Source organism: Ascidiimonas aurantiaca (assembly GCF_037646345.1).
GTDB lineage: Bacteria > Bacteroidota > Bacteroidia > Flavobacteriales > Flavobacteriaceae > Ascidiimonas > Ascidiimonas aurantiaca.
In genome coordinates this window covers 82,196-96,679 of record NZ_JBBEWR010000002.1, presented here as the reverse complement: position 1 = coordinate 96,679, position 14,484 = coordinate 82,196, and the positions used below count along the sequence as shown (strand labels likewise).

The 14,484-nt window shown below is 40.1% G+C and carries 12 protein-coding genes; 8 read left to right on the top strand and 4 right to left on the bottom strand.

What is annotated here, in order from left to right; genetic code table 11:
- Window positions 1-52: 52 nt before the first annotated feature.
- Genes WAO84_RS02885 through WAO84_RS02875 form a run of 3 tightly spaced genes read left to right on the top strand, consistent with a single transcriptional unit; the run spans window position 53 to window position 5,546 of the window.
- A complete protein-coding gene (locus WAO84_RS02885) occupies window positions 53-2,635 on the top strand; it encodes an Ig-like domain-containing protein (RefSeq protein ID WP_340063528.1) in 2,583 nt (860 codons plus the stop codon).
- 12 nt (window positions 2,636-2,647) lie between these two features.
- Complete coding sequence (locus WAO84_RS02880) at window positions 2,648-3,613, top strand: PorP/SprF family type IX secretion system membrane protein (protein ID WP_340063527.1); 966 nt, start codon at window positions 2,648-2,650, stop codon at window positions 3,611-3,613.
- 10 nt (window positions 3,614-3,623) lie between these two features.
- Window positions 3,624-5,546, top strand: coding sequence for an OmpA family protein (locus WAO84_RS02875; RefSeq protein WP_340063526.1), 1,923 nt, complete (start codon window positions 3,624-3,626; stop codon window positions 5,544-5,546).
- Window positions 5,547-5,616: 70 nt separating this feature from the next.
- Here WAO84_RS02875 and WAO84_RS02870 read toward each other — a convergent pair whose 3' ends face one another.
- The 3 genes from WAO84_RS02870 to WAO84_RS02860 all read right to left on the bottom strand — a co-directional run bounded on the left by WAO84_RS02870 (window position 5,617) and on the right by WAO84_RS02860 (window position 8,415).
- Entirely contained in the window at window positions 5,617-6,135 is a 519-nt protein-coding gene (locus tag WAO84_RS02870) for a DUF4136 domain-containing protein (protein ID WP_340063525.1), read from the bottom strand.
- Window positions 6,136-6,242: 107 nt separating this feature from the next.
- The gene (gene obgE, locus WAO84_RS02865; RefSeq protein WP_340063524.1) at window positions 6,243-7,253 is read right to left on the bottom strand and encodes a GTPase ObgE; all 1,011 of its coding nucleotides are present in this window, start codon (window positions 7,251-7,253) and stop codon (window positions 6,243-6,245) included.
- 52 nt (window positions 7,254-7,305) lie between these two features.
- Entirely contained in the window at window positions 7,306-8,415 is a 1,110-nt protein-coding gene (locus WAO84_RS02860) for an adenylate kinase (RefSeq protein ID WP_340063523.1), read from the bottom strand.
- Between the two features lie 212 nt (window positions 8,416-8,627).
- Between WAO84_RS02860 and WAO84_RS02855 the strand changes: the two genes are divergently transcribed.
- The 5 genes from WAO84_RS02855 to WAO84_RS02835 all read left to right on the top strand — a co-directional run bounded on the left by WAO84_RS02855 (window position 8,628) and on the right by WAO84_RS02835 (window position 13,620).
- Window positions 8,628-9,800, top strand: coding sequence for a 5-(carboxyamino)imidazole ribonucleotide synthase (locus WAO84_RS02855; protein WP_340063522.1), 1,173 nt, complete (start codon window positions 8,628-8,630; stop codon window positions 9,798-9,800).
- Window positions 9,801-9,839: 39 nt separating this feature from the next.
- Window positions 9,840-10,334, top strand: a complete 495-nt coding sequence (gene purE / locus WAO84_RS02850; protein ID WP_340063521.1) for a 5-(carboxyamino)imidazole ribonucleotide mutase — start codon at window positions 9,840-9,842, stop codon at window positions 10,332-10,334.
- A gap of 184 nt (window positions 10,335-10,518) precedes the next feature.
- Entirely contained in the window at window positions 10,519-12,558 is a 2,040-nt protein-coding gene (locus WAO84_RS02845; RefSeq protein WP_340063520.1) for a M3 family metallopeptidase, read from the top strand.
- A 217-nt stretch (window positions 12,559-12,775) separates the two neighbouring features.
- On the top strand, window positions 12,776-13,336 hold the full coding sequence (locus WAO84_RS02840; RefSeq protein ID WP_340063519.1) for a sigma-70 family RNA polymerase sigma factor: 561 nt from the start codon (window positions 12,776-12,778) through the stop codon (window positions 13,334-13,336).
- Window positions 13,337-13,347: 11 nt separating this feature from the next.
- Window positions 13,348-13,620 (top strand): hypothetical protein, encoded by a 273-nt coding sequence (locus WAO84_RS02835; protein WP_340063518.1) that lies wholly within the window; start codon window positions 13,348-13,350, stop codon window positions 13,618-13,620.
- On the opposite strand, the gene WAO84_RS02830 is transcribed toward WAO84_RS02835, so the two are convergent.
- The gene (locus WAO84_RS02830) at window positions 13,610-14,425 is read right to left on the bottom strand and encodes a UbiA prenyltransferase family protein (protein ID WP_340063517.1); all 816 of its coding nucleotides are present in this window, start codon (window positions 14,423-14,425) and stop codon (window positions 13,610-13,612) included. The genes WAO84_RS02835 and WAO84_RS02830 overlap by 11 nt on opposite strands.
- Window positions 14,426-14,484: the final 59 nt, after the last annotated feature.

The window sequence follows — 14,484 nt, the reverse complement described above, 5'->3', positions numbered from 1 at the left end:
TTACCTTCCAAAAGTACTTCATCCGAGTTTTTGTAATTAATAAATTACCTTTATGAAAAGAACAACTTGGAAACTGGCTTTTGGAAATTTTATTTTCATTCTCGCCCTTTTCCTCCCCCCCAACACTGCAAAAGCACAATGCCCAACCGTGGCAGACAACAATCAGTTTTTTTGCGATACAGATTCTCCCAGAATATCTTCTCTGGCAGCAACAGACAACGGAAGTGGTATTGCCTGGTACGTAACTGCTACCGGAGGTACCCCACTCTCAACCAACACCCCCCTTCAGAACAATACAATTTATTTTGCCGATGACAACACCGGCAGTTGCGGTACCAGAGCTCAGGTATTGGTGACTATTCAGGGACTGCCTCCCACCAATGTAGATGTGGCTCTTTCCAGGTGTTCTTCAGATGTTAACACCATTGCTCAATTAAGTGCAGACGGACTCAACATTGAGTGGTTTGATTCTCAGAATGGTGGTAACCTGCTCCCTCTATCTACCCAGCTCGTGAATGGCACTACCTACTGGGCACAACAAACAGAAAACGGATGTATTAGCCGCAGACTGCCTACAACCGTTACCATTATTGATCCCGGAGCCCCAACAGGAGATCCCGAGCAGTTTTTCTGTATCGATCCAGATAACCCAACTGTTTTTACTGTTGCCGACCTTACTGCCAACGGTACCGAGATTGTCTGGTATGAATCGGCGGTCTCCACTTCTCCCCTGGATCCAACATTACCTCTAACAGAAAACGAAGACTATTTTGCCTCACAAACCTCTTTTCCCTGTGAAAGTGAAGGGCGTTTCAGAACTATAGTACGTTTTGATACGGCACCAGATGCCGGAGAAGACGGAACCCTCGGCCTTTGCGAAAATGAAACTACACCGGTAAACCTGTTTAGCCTTTTAAGCGGCTCTCCAGATAACGGAGGTACCTGGACAGGCCCGGTAACACTCACCAATGGTGATCTGGGAACACTGGACCCTACCCTTTTAAATGAAGGTTCTTTTTCTTTTACCTATACCGTAGAAGGGCAAAATGCCTGTCCTGATGATACTGCCACCATAACAGTTACCATTGACATAGACCCGCCTAATGCCGGTACTGATGGTTCAGTTGATCTTTGTAGTAACGATGCTGCTGTTGACCTCTTTACGCTTTTGGGTGATAACCCCGATACCGGAGGTTCTTGGAGTCCGGCATTAACCAGCGGCAGTGGCATTTTTGATCCTGCAACAGACCCTCAGGGCATATATACCTATACCGTAACAGGAAGTGCCTTATGCGGGAATGATACCGCCACGGTAAACGTTTCTGTCACAACCGCACCCAATGCCGGAGTTAGCACCTCTGCTTCCTTTTGTGGAGATGACCCGGCCATTAACCTTTTTAGCTTACTGGGTTCCAATGCAGATTCTGGGGGTACGTGGACGGGCCCCGACACTCTTACAAATGGAGACCAGGGTACCTTTATCCCTTCTTCTAATACCACAGGTACCTATACCTATACGGTACCCGGAGCAGGCACCTGCGCAGATGCTGTAGCCACCGTAGAGGTATCTATTAGCAACCCTAACCCCACTCTTAACAGTAATGGTGAGGTATTTTGTGAAACCAATGATCCCACTATTGCAGACCTTATTAACAATATAAATGCTGAGACCAATGGTACCATCACCGTATATGATGCACAAAATGGCGGGAATACTTTGTCTCCCGGCGATCCTTTAATTGACGGTACAACTTACTACGTCACAGAAACCGATACTTCTTCAGGTTGTGAAAGTACTAATCGGTTGGCCGTTACCGTGAGTATAAACAATCCACCTGTACCCACCCTTACCACCACTACAGCCGGTTTTTGTCTTATTGACAGTCCTGTAGTAGGTGATCTTAATAACTTTATTGACCAGGGAACCAATCCGGTATGGTTTGATTCACTTCAAAACGGACTGGCATATAACAGCTCCGATCCTTTAGTTACCGGTACTTACTATGCGGCAGAACAAGATGCCAATGGTTGTTTTAGTACTACACGGGTAGCCATATCAGTAATCGTAAATAATGATCCCGCACCTACCCTCGTACCTGACGGTGCCAATTTCTGTGGGATAAGCGATCCTACATTGAGTGACCTTGAAGCAAATGTTATTTTTGACAACTCCCTTTCCATCCTGTGGTACGATGCACCCGAAGGTGGAAATGTATTGAGTCTTACTACTTTGTTGGTACAGAATGAAACCTATTATGCAGCCGTTTTTAATTCAGGTACCGGTTGCGAAAGCTCAGACCGGCTCCCGGTCATAGTAGATCTAACCAATTGTGACCCAGATGAGTTTACTCTTTTTATTCCGGATGGGTTTTCTCCAAATGGCGATAACCTTAATGATACTTATGAACTAAACGATATTGAATTTCTTTTTCCTGATTACACCATAGAGATCTATAATCGTTATGGCAATCTGGTATATCAGGGCAACCGGGATACTCCGCATTGGGATGGCACCTCCAACCAAAGCAGGACCGTAGGTAACAATATCCTTCCTAACGGTGTATATTTCTACATAATTAACTTCAACAGAGATAACCTCGCCCCCAAACAGGGAAGGCTATATCTAAACAGATAAAAGAACCGAAAAATGACTTTCAAAAAAAGAAACATAAAAGATCTTGTATGCCTGCTTTTCATGGTCGCTGTTGTGAGTTACAAAGCTTTTGGTCAGCAAGATCCTGTGTACACTCAATATATGTACAACATGAGCGTTATTAACCCGGCTTATGCCACAGCAGATGCCGGTGTGATAAATATGGGAGCTCTTTACAGGTCTCAGTGGGTAGGTGCCGTAGGTGCACCTAAAACCGCTACCTTTTTTGCACATACCCCTTTAAATGAACGTATTGAAGTGGGAATCTCCGTAGTTCATGACGAAATTGGGGATGGCCTGGTGAATGAAGATAATATTTATGGTGACTTTGCCTATGTATTGCAGATAAACCAGTTTACTTACCTGTCTCTGGGAGTAAAAGCAGGAGTTACCCTTTTCAACACGAGGTTTGATGATGTACAACTCAACTCCGGAGATTTTTCAACAGACCCTGCCTTTGCTCAAAATGTTAGTGAAACCTTTCCTAATCTTGGTGCAGGTGCCTTTCTCTACAACGACCGTTTTTATCTGGGGCTATCGGCACCTAACTTTTTTAATAATAAACACCTTGACAGAGAAAACGGGATACGCAGGCTGGGAGCTGAAAATATTCACGTATTTTTTACCGGTGGGTATGTTTTTGATATTAACAGCCAGCTTAAATTTAAGCCCTCTTTCATGACGAGAGCCGTATCTGGAGCACCTTTATCACTTGATATCTCAGCCAATGTACTCTTTAATGAAAAATTTGAAGCAGGTCTTTCATACCGTCTGGATGATGCCGTAAGTGCTTTATTTAACGTAAAAGTAACTCCCGGTTTAAGAATAGGATATGCCTATGACTATACTACCACCAATCTGGGAGATTTCAATTCGGGTACACACGAAGTGTTCCTTCTTTTTGATCTGGATCTGCTGGGATTGAGCAGAGGATATAACAAGTCGCCAAGATTCTTTTAAATATGACATCATGAAAAAAATATTTCTATTTATATCACTTTTTTCTTGTGTATTGGCCAGTGCACAAAGCAGCAACACCTTAAGAGCCGACAGATATTTTGAAAGAACCTTTTACAGCAAAGCGATACCTCTGTATATTGATGCCCTCGCAAAAAATAAAAGCCCATATATACTGAAAAGACTGGCTGATAGTTACTATTATACCGGTGATATGGAGAATGCTTTATCTTATTATAAAATACTTACTGACCGTTATAAGGACAAAATAGATAGTGACTATTATTTTCGTTATGCACACACTTTACTGGCACAGGGTGAAAAAGCAGAAGCCCGAAAGTGGATGCAAATATATGCAGATCAAAATAACCTGACAGAGACCTTTCGGGAAGAATGGGCTCTGCTTGATCAAGTAGAAGCTTTAGGCAATCGTTTTGAAATAACCAATCTTGCCATCAATACGTCTTTTTCAGATTTTGGTGCCTTTCCCTATGGAAGGTCCATAGTGTACACAACCCCCACAAAAAAAACGGGCTTTTTGTCAAAGAGTTTTAAGTGGAACAACCAACCGTATCTCGATCTGTATATCATTGAAGCGAGTGAACGAATTGCAACCGACAGTATTAGCTCCGGTTTTTCCGAACAAATAAACACCGGCCTTCACGAATCGAATGCCGTGTTTACAAAAGATGGAAAAACGGTTTATTTTACCAGAAACAGCAAAAGAGAAGATGAAGAAAAAATTGCACATCTTCAAATATACAAAGCCATACTTATAGACGGTGAGTGGAGCAATATCGAACCACTACCTTTTAACAGTGAAACCTATTCTGTAGAGCACCCGGCGCTGTCTCCGGATGAAAAATATTTATTCTTTGCATCAGACATGCCGGGATCTTTTGGTTCCTTTGATATTTTTGCCGTAGAGATCCTTAAAGATGGTACCTTTGGAAAACCTGTAAACGTCGGGCCCCATGTAAATACATCCAAAAGAGAGCAGTTCCCCTTCATTTCAGAAAGTAACCTGCTGTATTTTTCCTCAGACGGCCATGCCGGTTTTGGCCTACTCGATATCTTTGTAAGCGCTCCTAATACTGAGGGCTATCAAAAACCCATAAACATCGGACTTCCCGTAAACAGCGGATATGACGATTTTTCATTTTACATAAATGAGGAAAATAGCATAGGGTACATGGCCTCCAACAGACCTGGTGGCAAAGGTGATGATGACATCTATCGTATTAAAGAGATAAAAGACCTGCCATTTATTACACCTGTTCAAACCGTTGAAGGAATCGTAAGTGAAAATGACACCGGGAAACCTATTGCCGGTGCTTCTATTACCGTAACAGGTGCAGACAGTACCACCGTGAACAAAATTATGACCGACCGGCAGGGACTCTATCGTCTCAAGGTAAATGCAGCTAATACCTACGTGTTACAGATTGAGAAATCAAACTACCTGAAAGCAACAGATACCTTAACCCTGGATGACCGCAGAAACGTGGTTAACAGAAAGAATTTTGAACTTACCTCATATGATCAGGTAGATAATGACCTGGTAAAAGTAGAAGAAAAACTCCTGATCAAAGTAGATAATATTTATTTTGATTTTGATAAATGGGACATTAGGGATGACGCTAAGACCATACTGAATAGTGTAGTGCAAAAAATGAAACAATATCCTAAAATGAAAATAACTATTGGTTCCCATACCGACCAAAGAGGTACCGATGCTTATAATGATCAACTCTCTGAAAAACGTGCTAATAGTACCCGTAACTATATTATTTCACAGGGAATCACTCCAGATCGTGTGTCGGCCAAAGGTTACGGAAAAAGGAGACCCTTAATAGGTTGCGAAGAAAACAATTGTTCACAGGAACAACACGAATTAAATAGGAGAAGTGAGTTTGTTATTCTTAACGTAGAGTAACCTATTGATTATTCGTTACCCCCCAACGAGTAAACCAGAAAGCTGCCGGGAAAAAAGTACCGGCAGCCTTTCAATTTTTTGGAGGGAACTGGTTAAAAACTTTCTCTACAATACTCCTGAAATACTTTTCTCTCTGTAAAGGCGTATAGGTCTTGCTAACCTTACTTTTGGCAGTAGCTTGCCATAAAAGCTCATTTCGTTTTACATCAATAATATCAAATACCAGTTCCTGCGTAAGAGAAACGCTCCCAACAGGAATACCTCCCGAGACACCTATCCCGGAGTTTCTTCCGCCACTGCCTAAACCAATACCAATAGATGCAGGGTTCTGACTTTCATATTCCTCGCTTATTATATTGATATATATGTCCGGATCTTTTACCCTGGAAAATCCTCTTTCCTGTAATATAGAATCCATACTCCTTACCAAACGTTTATCATCTAATTGGTTCATTCCTGTTTCCATATCAGGGTAATAATTGTAAGACCTATAATTGGTAAAATCTACCTTTTTGTCATAATCAAACACTACTCTGGGGGAAGAACAGGACACGAAAAACAATACTAAAAGAAACGGCAATAGTCTCATCTTCTCAATTTTATCATCTAAATTAATCAAAACTATGCAAAGGCGACGTTTTTACAAAGGCAAAAATATGCGTGTGGTAATGAAGGGTATAACCGTGAGGGCAGTAACTAGTTTTCTTCCACCGGAGCTAAAAGTTGCCAGAGGCGATCTTTCAATTCTGTGAGTCCCTGTTGTGCGACAGACGAAATAAAAAGATAAGGAACATCAAGGTCTTCATCCAGTAACACTTTCATCTCTTCTTTCAATTCATTATCAAGCATATCACTTTTTGAGATTGCTATCAGCCGGCCCTTATCCAACAATTCAGGATTATACTTTCGCAGTTCGTTTAATAAAACCTCATATTCTTTTGAAATATCAGGGCTATCTGCGGGTATTAGGAACAGTAACACTGCATTGCGTTCAATATGTCTTAGAAAATAATGCCCCAGGCCCTTGCCTTCAGCAGCACCTTCAATAATACCGGGTATATCTGCCATGACAAATGTCTTGAAATCTCGGTACTCAACAATGCCCAGATTTGGTTTTAGGGTAGTGAACTCATAGTTAGCTATTTTGGGTTTAGCAGATGTAACTACAGACAATAAGGTTGATTTTCCTGCGTTGGGTAAGCCTACGAGGCCTACATCGGCCAGTACTTTAAGTTCAAGGGTTATATTCTTTTCCTCTCCGGGTAATCCCGGTTGTGCATACCGGGGCGTTTGGTTAGTAGCACTCTTAAAATGCCAGTTTCCCAATCCTCCTTTTCCGCCCTGGGCCAATACTTTTTCTTCTCCCTCACTGGTAATTTCAAAAAGTACCCTGCCTGTATCAGTATCTTTCACAACCGTTCCCAAAGGTACCTCTACATACACATCTTCACCACCTGCACCACTGCTTCGGTTTTTACTACCACTTTCTCCATGTCCTGCCTTGAAATGCTTTTTGAATTTAAAATGATAGAGCGTCCAAAGGTTCTTTTTACCCCGAATGATGACATGCCCACCCCGGCCACCATCACCTCCGTCAGGGCCTCCTTTGGCAACATATTTTTCACGATGAAGGTGCGTAGATCCCTGCCCTCCTTTTCCGGATGCAATATGAATCTTTACATAATCTACAAAATTACCCTCCGTCATGAATCAGGTATTTGGTGTTTAAATAAAAAATATTGAAGTTAAGATATCAGTGTCAAAGGTCTTCTACAATAGATTTGAGCTTATCTGTAATCTCTTCTACAGATCCCACTCCGTTCACACTGTAAAACTTATCCTGTTCTTTGTAATAAGCTGCCAAAGGAGCCGTTTTAACTAAATACTCTTCAAAACGATTTCGTATTTTATGTTCATCCTGGTCATCACTTCGCCCACTTACTTTTCCGCGTTCCAGTAAACGTTTCATCAGTATCTCATCGTCCGCTTCCAGTGCAATGGTAGCATTTACTTTCATATCCCGGGACTCCAGAAGGTCATCCAATGCCTGTGCCTGTGCCCGTGTTCTTGGAAAACCATCAAAAATAAAACCCCCGGCATCTTTGTTCTTTAGCACTTCATCTTCCAGCATTCCTATGGTAACCTGATCAGGTACCAGATCTCCTCTGTCTATATACTCCTTGGCCTTTTTACCTAGCTCTGTTCCGTTTTTGATATTATATCGAAACACATCTCCTGTAGATATATGCACTAGGTTATATGCTTCTTTTAAATAGGCCGCTTGTGTGCCTTTACCGGCTCCGGGTTTTCCAAAAAGTACAAGGTTTATCATATGTGTTTTTTGTTTTATTTGATACACTTCCGGCAAATTCCTTCCCAACTCGTCATAATCCAGTCCGTAACCTACAATAAACTTATTAGGAATAGTAATGCCTATATAATCAATATTATATTCACCATTATAAACATCTGCTTTGTAAAACATAGAAGCCACCCTAAACTTTTTTACATTACTGTCTGAAAACAGATGAATGAGTTCTTTGAGTGTTCTTCCTGTATCAATTATATCTTCAACTATAATGACACTGCGTCCTTCCACACTATCTGACACATCCAGCAACGTTTTTACAATTCCGGTAGAAGACAATCCTTTATACGAACTTAGTTTTACAAAACTTACCTCACAGGGATAGGGGTAATTTTTAAGCAGGTCTGACATAAACATAAAGGCCCCGTTAAGTACACAAACAAAAATAGGAACCTCATCTTTAAAGTCATCAGCAATTTCCAGAGCAACCCGCTTTACTGCTTTGTCAATCTCATCACTTTTAATAAAAGGCGTGAAGTATGTATCATGAAGTTTTATCACCTGCTTGGTAAATTAAAACCGCAAAGATAGTAATTACATGTGAGAACCCTATGCTTTAAACTCCTTAAACATCCATATTCCCCAGGTATAAAAAGAGTAACTATTGGTTGTATCTTTACTGGTCTTTTCTGTGAAGTATCCTAATTTTTAGATGGCAAATACCGTAATATACCTTACTTTTATACCGTATTTAAACTAAATACTTTGAACAGATGAATTATTTTTCTTCCGATTTTAAATTGGGAATTCTTGGAGGCGGACAATTGGGAAAAATGCTGTTGTACGAAACCCGAAAATTTGATGTATATACTCTGGTTATGGACCCCTCCCCGGATGCACCGTGTAAAATTGCCTGCAACGAATTTTTTCAGGGAGACCTCATGGACTTCAAAACGGTTTATGAATTTGGCAAAAAAGCCGATGTACTCACCATTGAGATAGAACATGTAAATGTGGCAGCACTTGAAAAACTGGAATCAGAAGGTTTACAGGTGTACCCCTCTTCAAACACACTGCGAATTATACAAAATAAAGCCAAGCAAAAGCTATTTTATATAGACAACGATATTCCTACGGCCCCTTTCACACGTTTTGCCTATACCAATGGTATTGAAACTGCTATTAAAAATGAAGCCCTCGCTTTTCCTTTTGTATGGAAAAGTACACAATTTGGATATGACGGACAGGGAGTGAAAATCGTTAAAACCTATTCCGATCTTGAAGGATTACCCAATGTAGAATGTATCACCGAAACCCTTATTCCTTTTGAAAGTGAACTGGCCGTAATTGTAGCGCGAAATGAACAAGGGCATGTGAGTACCTATCCTGTAGTAGAGATGGAATTTCACCCCGAGGCAAATCAGGTAGAATATGTAATATGTCCTGCCAGAATAGACAAAAAAATAGCCGAAAGGGCACAGATCATCGCCCTAAAAGTATCAAATGCATTAAAACATGTGGGGCTTCTTGCTGTTGAAATGTTTCTTACCAAAGACCACAAAATATTGGTAAATGAAGTGGCTCCCAGACCCCATAACAGCGGGCATTACAGTATTGAAGCATCATATACAAACCAGTTTGAGCAGCATTTACGGGCTGTTTTAAACCTGCCGTTGGGAAAAACCGAGAGCAAAGTACAGGGGGTTATGGTAAACCTTGTGGGCAGTGAAGGACACACGGGCCCCGTAGTTTATGAAAATATGGAGCAGATACTCACTCTTAAAGGGGTTACTCCCCATATTTATGGAAAAAAAGAAACCCGCCCATTCCGGAAAATGGGTCATGTAACTATTGTTAATGAGAATATGAACGAGGCTCGTACAACTGCCGAAAAAGTAAAAAACACCATTCGGGTAATATCTGATAGTACCCCTGAAAACAAGTAAAGAACAAAAACCGGAAATTTCCGGATAAACCCAGAAATTATGAGTAAAGTTGCCATTATTATGGGAAGTACCAGTGATCTCCCCGTTATGCAGGATGCCATAGAGGTACTAAAAACATTTGATATTGAGGTAGAAGTCGATATTGTATCTGCACATCGTACTCCTGAGAAAATGTTTGATTTTGGGAAACAGGCCCATACCAGAGGAATTTCAGTAATTATTGCCGGAGCCGGAGGTGCCGCTCACCTTCCCGGTATGATCGCATCTCTTTCTCCTCTTCCTGTAATAGGCGTACCTGTAAAAAGCAGTAACTCCATAGACGGCTGGGACTCTGTACTCTCTATTTTACAAATGCCTGGCGGTGTGCCCGTTGCCACAGTTGCGCTTAACGGGGCTAAAAATGCAGGAATACTGGCTGCGCAAATTATAGGAAGTGCAGATAAATGTGTACTAGACAAAATAATCTTTTACAAAGAAGGACTTAAAGAAAAAGTACTTAAAGGAGCCGCTGAGGTAAAAAAACAAAACCCCTGAAAAACAGAGGTTTGTTGCTACTAATCAAAAAATATGATTTTACTAAGATAATTAGGTTAAAATTCGAGCGGCGTGTAAAAATGTTCTATACGCTTGTTTTTTTAGTTTCTATAAATACGATCAATGTAAAAGAACAGATGTCTTTCATCGGCAGAAAACTTTTTTAATCGACAAAATGCATACTATGAATACCATCTTAAATCATCCATTTACAAAACCATACGATACAGCTCCTTTTTCTAAAATTAAAAATGAAGACTTCCTTCCGGCCATTCAAAAGGAAATAGAGAATACACTCGCCGAAATTCAGCAAATAACAGCAAATGAAGTACCTCCTACTTTTGAGAATACCTTAGAAGCACTTGATTTTACAGGAATGCAGCTAGACCGTATTACCAGTATTTTCTTTAATCTCAACAGTGCCGAAACAAACGCACAAATACAGGAAATTGCCCAACAGGTATCGCCTTTATTGTCTGAATTTCAAAACGACATTCGGTTAAATGAAGCTTTGTTTCAAAGAATAAAGACCGTGTATGACCAAAGAGAAACACTGAAATTAACCCCTGAACAAAACACGCTTCTCGAAAAAAAATACAAAATGTTTTTCAGGAATGGAGCTACCCTTGCAGCCAGCCAAAAAATAAAGCTACGCGAAATAGACAAAACCCTTTCGCAATTAAGCCTTACTTTTGGCGAAAATGTACTGGCAGATACCAATGCATATGAACTTTTTATAACCAGTGAGAAAGACCTTGCCGGGATTCCAGAAGGCACCAGAGAAGCCGCCTTTCAGAAAGCTAAAGAAAAAGGAAAAGAAGGATGGATATTTACATTAGAGCATCCCAGCTATATTCCATTTATGACCTATGCAGAAAACAGAGAGCTTCGTAAAAAACTGTTTCTTGCCTTTAGCAGTAAATGTTTTCATGGAAATGCCACAGACAATAAAGAGAATGTTCTTAAAATAACACGGCTTCGTCATGAAAGAGCACAACTTCTAGGTTTTGATTCGCATGCACACTATGTTTTGGAAGAACGCATGGCCGAAACACCTGAAAAGGTAATGGCTTTTTTACATGAATTACTGGAAAAAGCAAAACCTGCGGCCCTGAAAGAATTTAAAATGCTGGCCGAATTTGCCAAACAAACCGATGGGATTGAGCAACTTCAAAAATGGGACAGTGCTTTTTATACTGAAAAGCTCAAACAAAAATTGTTTCAACTGGATGATGAAAAGTTAAAGCCCTATTTCAAGCTTGAAAACGTAATAAAAGGCGTGTTTACCATTGCCAGAAAACTATACGGCCTTAGGTTTGAAGAAGTTTTTGATATAGACAAATATCATAAAGAAGTACATACTTTTAAAGTGCTGGATACCAAAGATGAATTAGTTGCCATATTTTATGCAGATTATCATCCCAGGCCCGGAAAAAGAGGTGGTGCCTGGATGACTTCCTTTAAATCGCAATATCAAAAAGATGGGATTAACCAAAGACCACATGTATCCATCGTTTGTAATTTTACACGCTCTACCCCTACCAAGCCTTCATTGCTTACCTTTAATGAAGTTACTACCCTGTTCCATGAGTTTGGTCATGCATTACACGGTATGTTGGCAAATACCACATATCCAAGCCTGAGCGGTACCAGCGTATTCTGGGATTTTGTAGAACTCCCCAGCCAGGTACTTGAAAACTGGTGCTATGAAAAAGAAGCACTTGAACTCTTTGCCACGCATTTTGAAACCGGTGAAAAGTTACCAATGGAATACATAAACAAGATCAAAGAATCTGCCAGTTTTATGGAAGGTATGCAAACCCTCAGACAGTTAAGCTTTGGATTGCTTGACATGAAGTGGCATACAAACTACCCCGACGAAAATACAGAGGTAAAAGCGCTGGAGAATGAGGTTTTTGCCATGACCGATCTTTATCCCGAGGTACCGGGAACCTGTATGAGTACCGCCTTTTCTCATATCTTTCAGGGAGGCTACTCTTCCGGTTATTACAGCTACAAATGGGCAGAGGTACTCGATGCTGATGCATTTGATTACTTTAAAGAACAGGGCATTTTTAATCAGGAAGTGGCCAATGCGTTTAAAAACCATATACTCTCACAAGGAGGTACTGAACCCCCTATGGACCTCTACGTTCGTTTTAGAGGTAAAAAACCCACTCCGGATGCTTTGCTAAAAAGAGCAGGGCTTATAGATGCCGAATAATGTACTAAAAAAGGGTGCCTGCCAATGAGCAAAATTTTTGTAACCGTTATACAGAAAAAGGCATTTACAGATAAACATCGCAAAGGCAACTCTTTAACAATTTTAAAATATGATCATTAGCTTTTTTTGTGTAAGGAAGTTATAAAACTATGTAAAACAGTTATATCCCGAATAAGTTTTCATAATTTACCTTATTTTTGAATTAAAATAGAATGATATGCAGGAGAACTCCCTGAATCCGGCACTCTGGGTAGACCGCTATGCAGATTATCTTTACAATTATACCATTTCCAGGATCAATGATGCTGAAATGGCTCAGGATCTCGTGCAGGAAACATTCTTTGCAGCACTTAAATCGGCAGAGAATTATAAGGGGGCCGCTTCAGAACGCACCTGGCTCATTGCTATTTTAAAAAGAAAAATTATAGACCATTACCGAAAAACCAATTCAAAAAAAGGAAAAGCCGAAGTTAGAATGTCATTTGGTTATGATGATAATGGTGACCATTCCGGCAACTGGCTGGAAGAAAGAGTAGAAGATATATTCGAAATGAATGCCGAAGACTCAATTGAAAATTCAGAACTGGGTCTCGCTATTCATGAATGTATAGGAAAACTACCCAATAAACAGGCACAGGTTTTTAAAATGAAAACCCTGGACGGATATGACACCGAAACAATTTGTAATGAATTATCCATTACCCCGTCTAATCTTTGGGTAATTATACATAGAGCCAGGACATCCTTAATAGGCTGTCTTGAAAATAATTGGTTTTAGACATACCTGATATGGAAGAGCAGAAAACAATAAAAACGTTGTTTGTAGATTGTAATGATGCCAGAGATATTTGCAACAGAGCACAATACAAAGAAGCATCATCATGGGATATATTCAAGCTTCGGTTTCATAATCTATTTTGTAAGATTTGCAACGCTCATAGTATTAAAAATGCCAAACTTACTTCACTTTGCAGTTCTGCAAATCTCAAAACTATGGATAAGCAAATGAAGACCGACATGAAAAAAAACCTGGAAACAGCCTTAAAAAACACTAAAGAGTAGCATAAAGAAGCCCCCACCAAAATAAAGGAACACTTTCTACCCACAAAGCACTGTAGTAATGCGATTGTACTTCTCTGGTACGCCATAAGAAAAAACCATATACCAAAGCTACCAGTATTGAGGTACCAAAGATCTCCCATGACAAATAGCTTCTGAAAAACTCTAAGCCCACAAAAACCATTAAAAGTACTCCTCCCAATACTTTAGTATTTCGAATTCCTACCAACCTGGGAAGCGTGATCAAATAAGGGCCATCAATATCAAGATCCCGTACCTCAAAAGGTAAAATAGCTACCAGAACAAAAACAAAACGCTGAATACATTCAATAAAAATATCCCGGGTAAGTAGTTCAGGATATTCTGAAAAAGGCAATAAAACCGTAGTACAGGCCCAAACCAAAGCAACCATATGTATTTTGAATATCCCATAACTTCTAAAGCTTTTACCTTTATTGGTAAAAGGAATAATATATCCTAACGAAATAACTCCTAATATCATTAAATACAACCATTGTTGTATTGAGAAAGCAGCCATGAATACCAATGCCGCCCCTAAAGCCATAAAGCTCAAAGCCTGAATCCATTTTTCATAGGTGTTTTTCAGAATGATATATGCTTTGGCCCTGCTTCCATATTTAATAAAATTATACATCACCAGTGTGCATAAAAATATCACAAAACTCATGTTTTTTGTGTCAGGAACAGAGAACTTAAGGTATGTAACTCTCACTAGCGCATACACTGCAAGAGCCACATGAATACTGGCATCGAGATAAAAATTCAATAAAAGCCTGAATACTCGCATGTAACAAAAATAACCAAACCATCTTCAATGCTTAAAACCCGTTAAAAACTTTCATTCCC

Coding starts and splice junctions, on each gene's coding strand:
- WAO84_RS02870 (WP_340063525.1), bottom strand. CDS start 6,135: ATGAGACTATTGCCGTTTCTTTTAGTATTGTTTTTCGTGTCCTGTTCT.
- WAO84_RS02855 (WP_340063522.1), top strand. CDS start 8,628: ATGAATTATTTTTCTTCCGATTTTAAATTGGGAATTCTTGGAGGCGGA.
- WAO84_RS02875 (WP_340063526.1), top strand. CDS start 3,624: ATGAAAAAAATATTTCTATTTATATCACTTTTTTCTTGTGTATTGGCC.
- obgE (WP_340063524.1), bottom strand. CDS start 7,253: ATGACGGAGGGTAATTTTGTAGATTATGTAAAGATTCATATTGCATCC.
- WAO84_RS02835 (WP_340063518.1), top strand. CDS start 13,348: ATGGAAGAGCAGAAAACAATAAAAACGTTGTTTGTAGATTGTAATGAT.
- purE (WP_340063521.1), top strand. CDS start 9,840: ATGAGTAAAGTTGCCATTATTATGGGAAGTACCAGTGATCTCCCCGTT.
- WAO84_RS02880 (WP_340063527.1), top strand. CDS start 2,648: ATGACTTTCAAAAAAAGAAACATAAAAGATCTTGTATGCCTGCTTTTC.
- WAO84_RS02840 (WP_340063519.1), top strand. CDS start 12,776: ATGCAGGAGAACTCCCTGAATCCGGCACTCTGGGTAGACCGCTATGCA.
- WAO84_RS02845 (WP_340063520.1), top strand. CDS start 10,519: ATGAATACCATCTTAAATCATCCATTTACAAAACCATACGATACAGCT.
- WAO84_RS02830 (WP_340063517.1), bottom strand. CDS start 14,425: ATGCGAGTATTCAGGCTTTTATTGAATTTTTATCTCGATGCCAGTATT.
- WAO84_RS02885 (WP_340063528.1), top strand. CDS start 53: ATGAAAAGAACAACTTGGAAACTGGCTTTTGGAAATTTTATTTTCATT.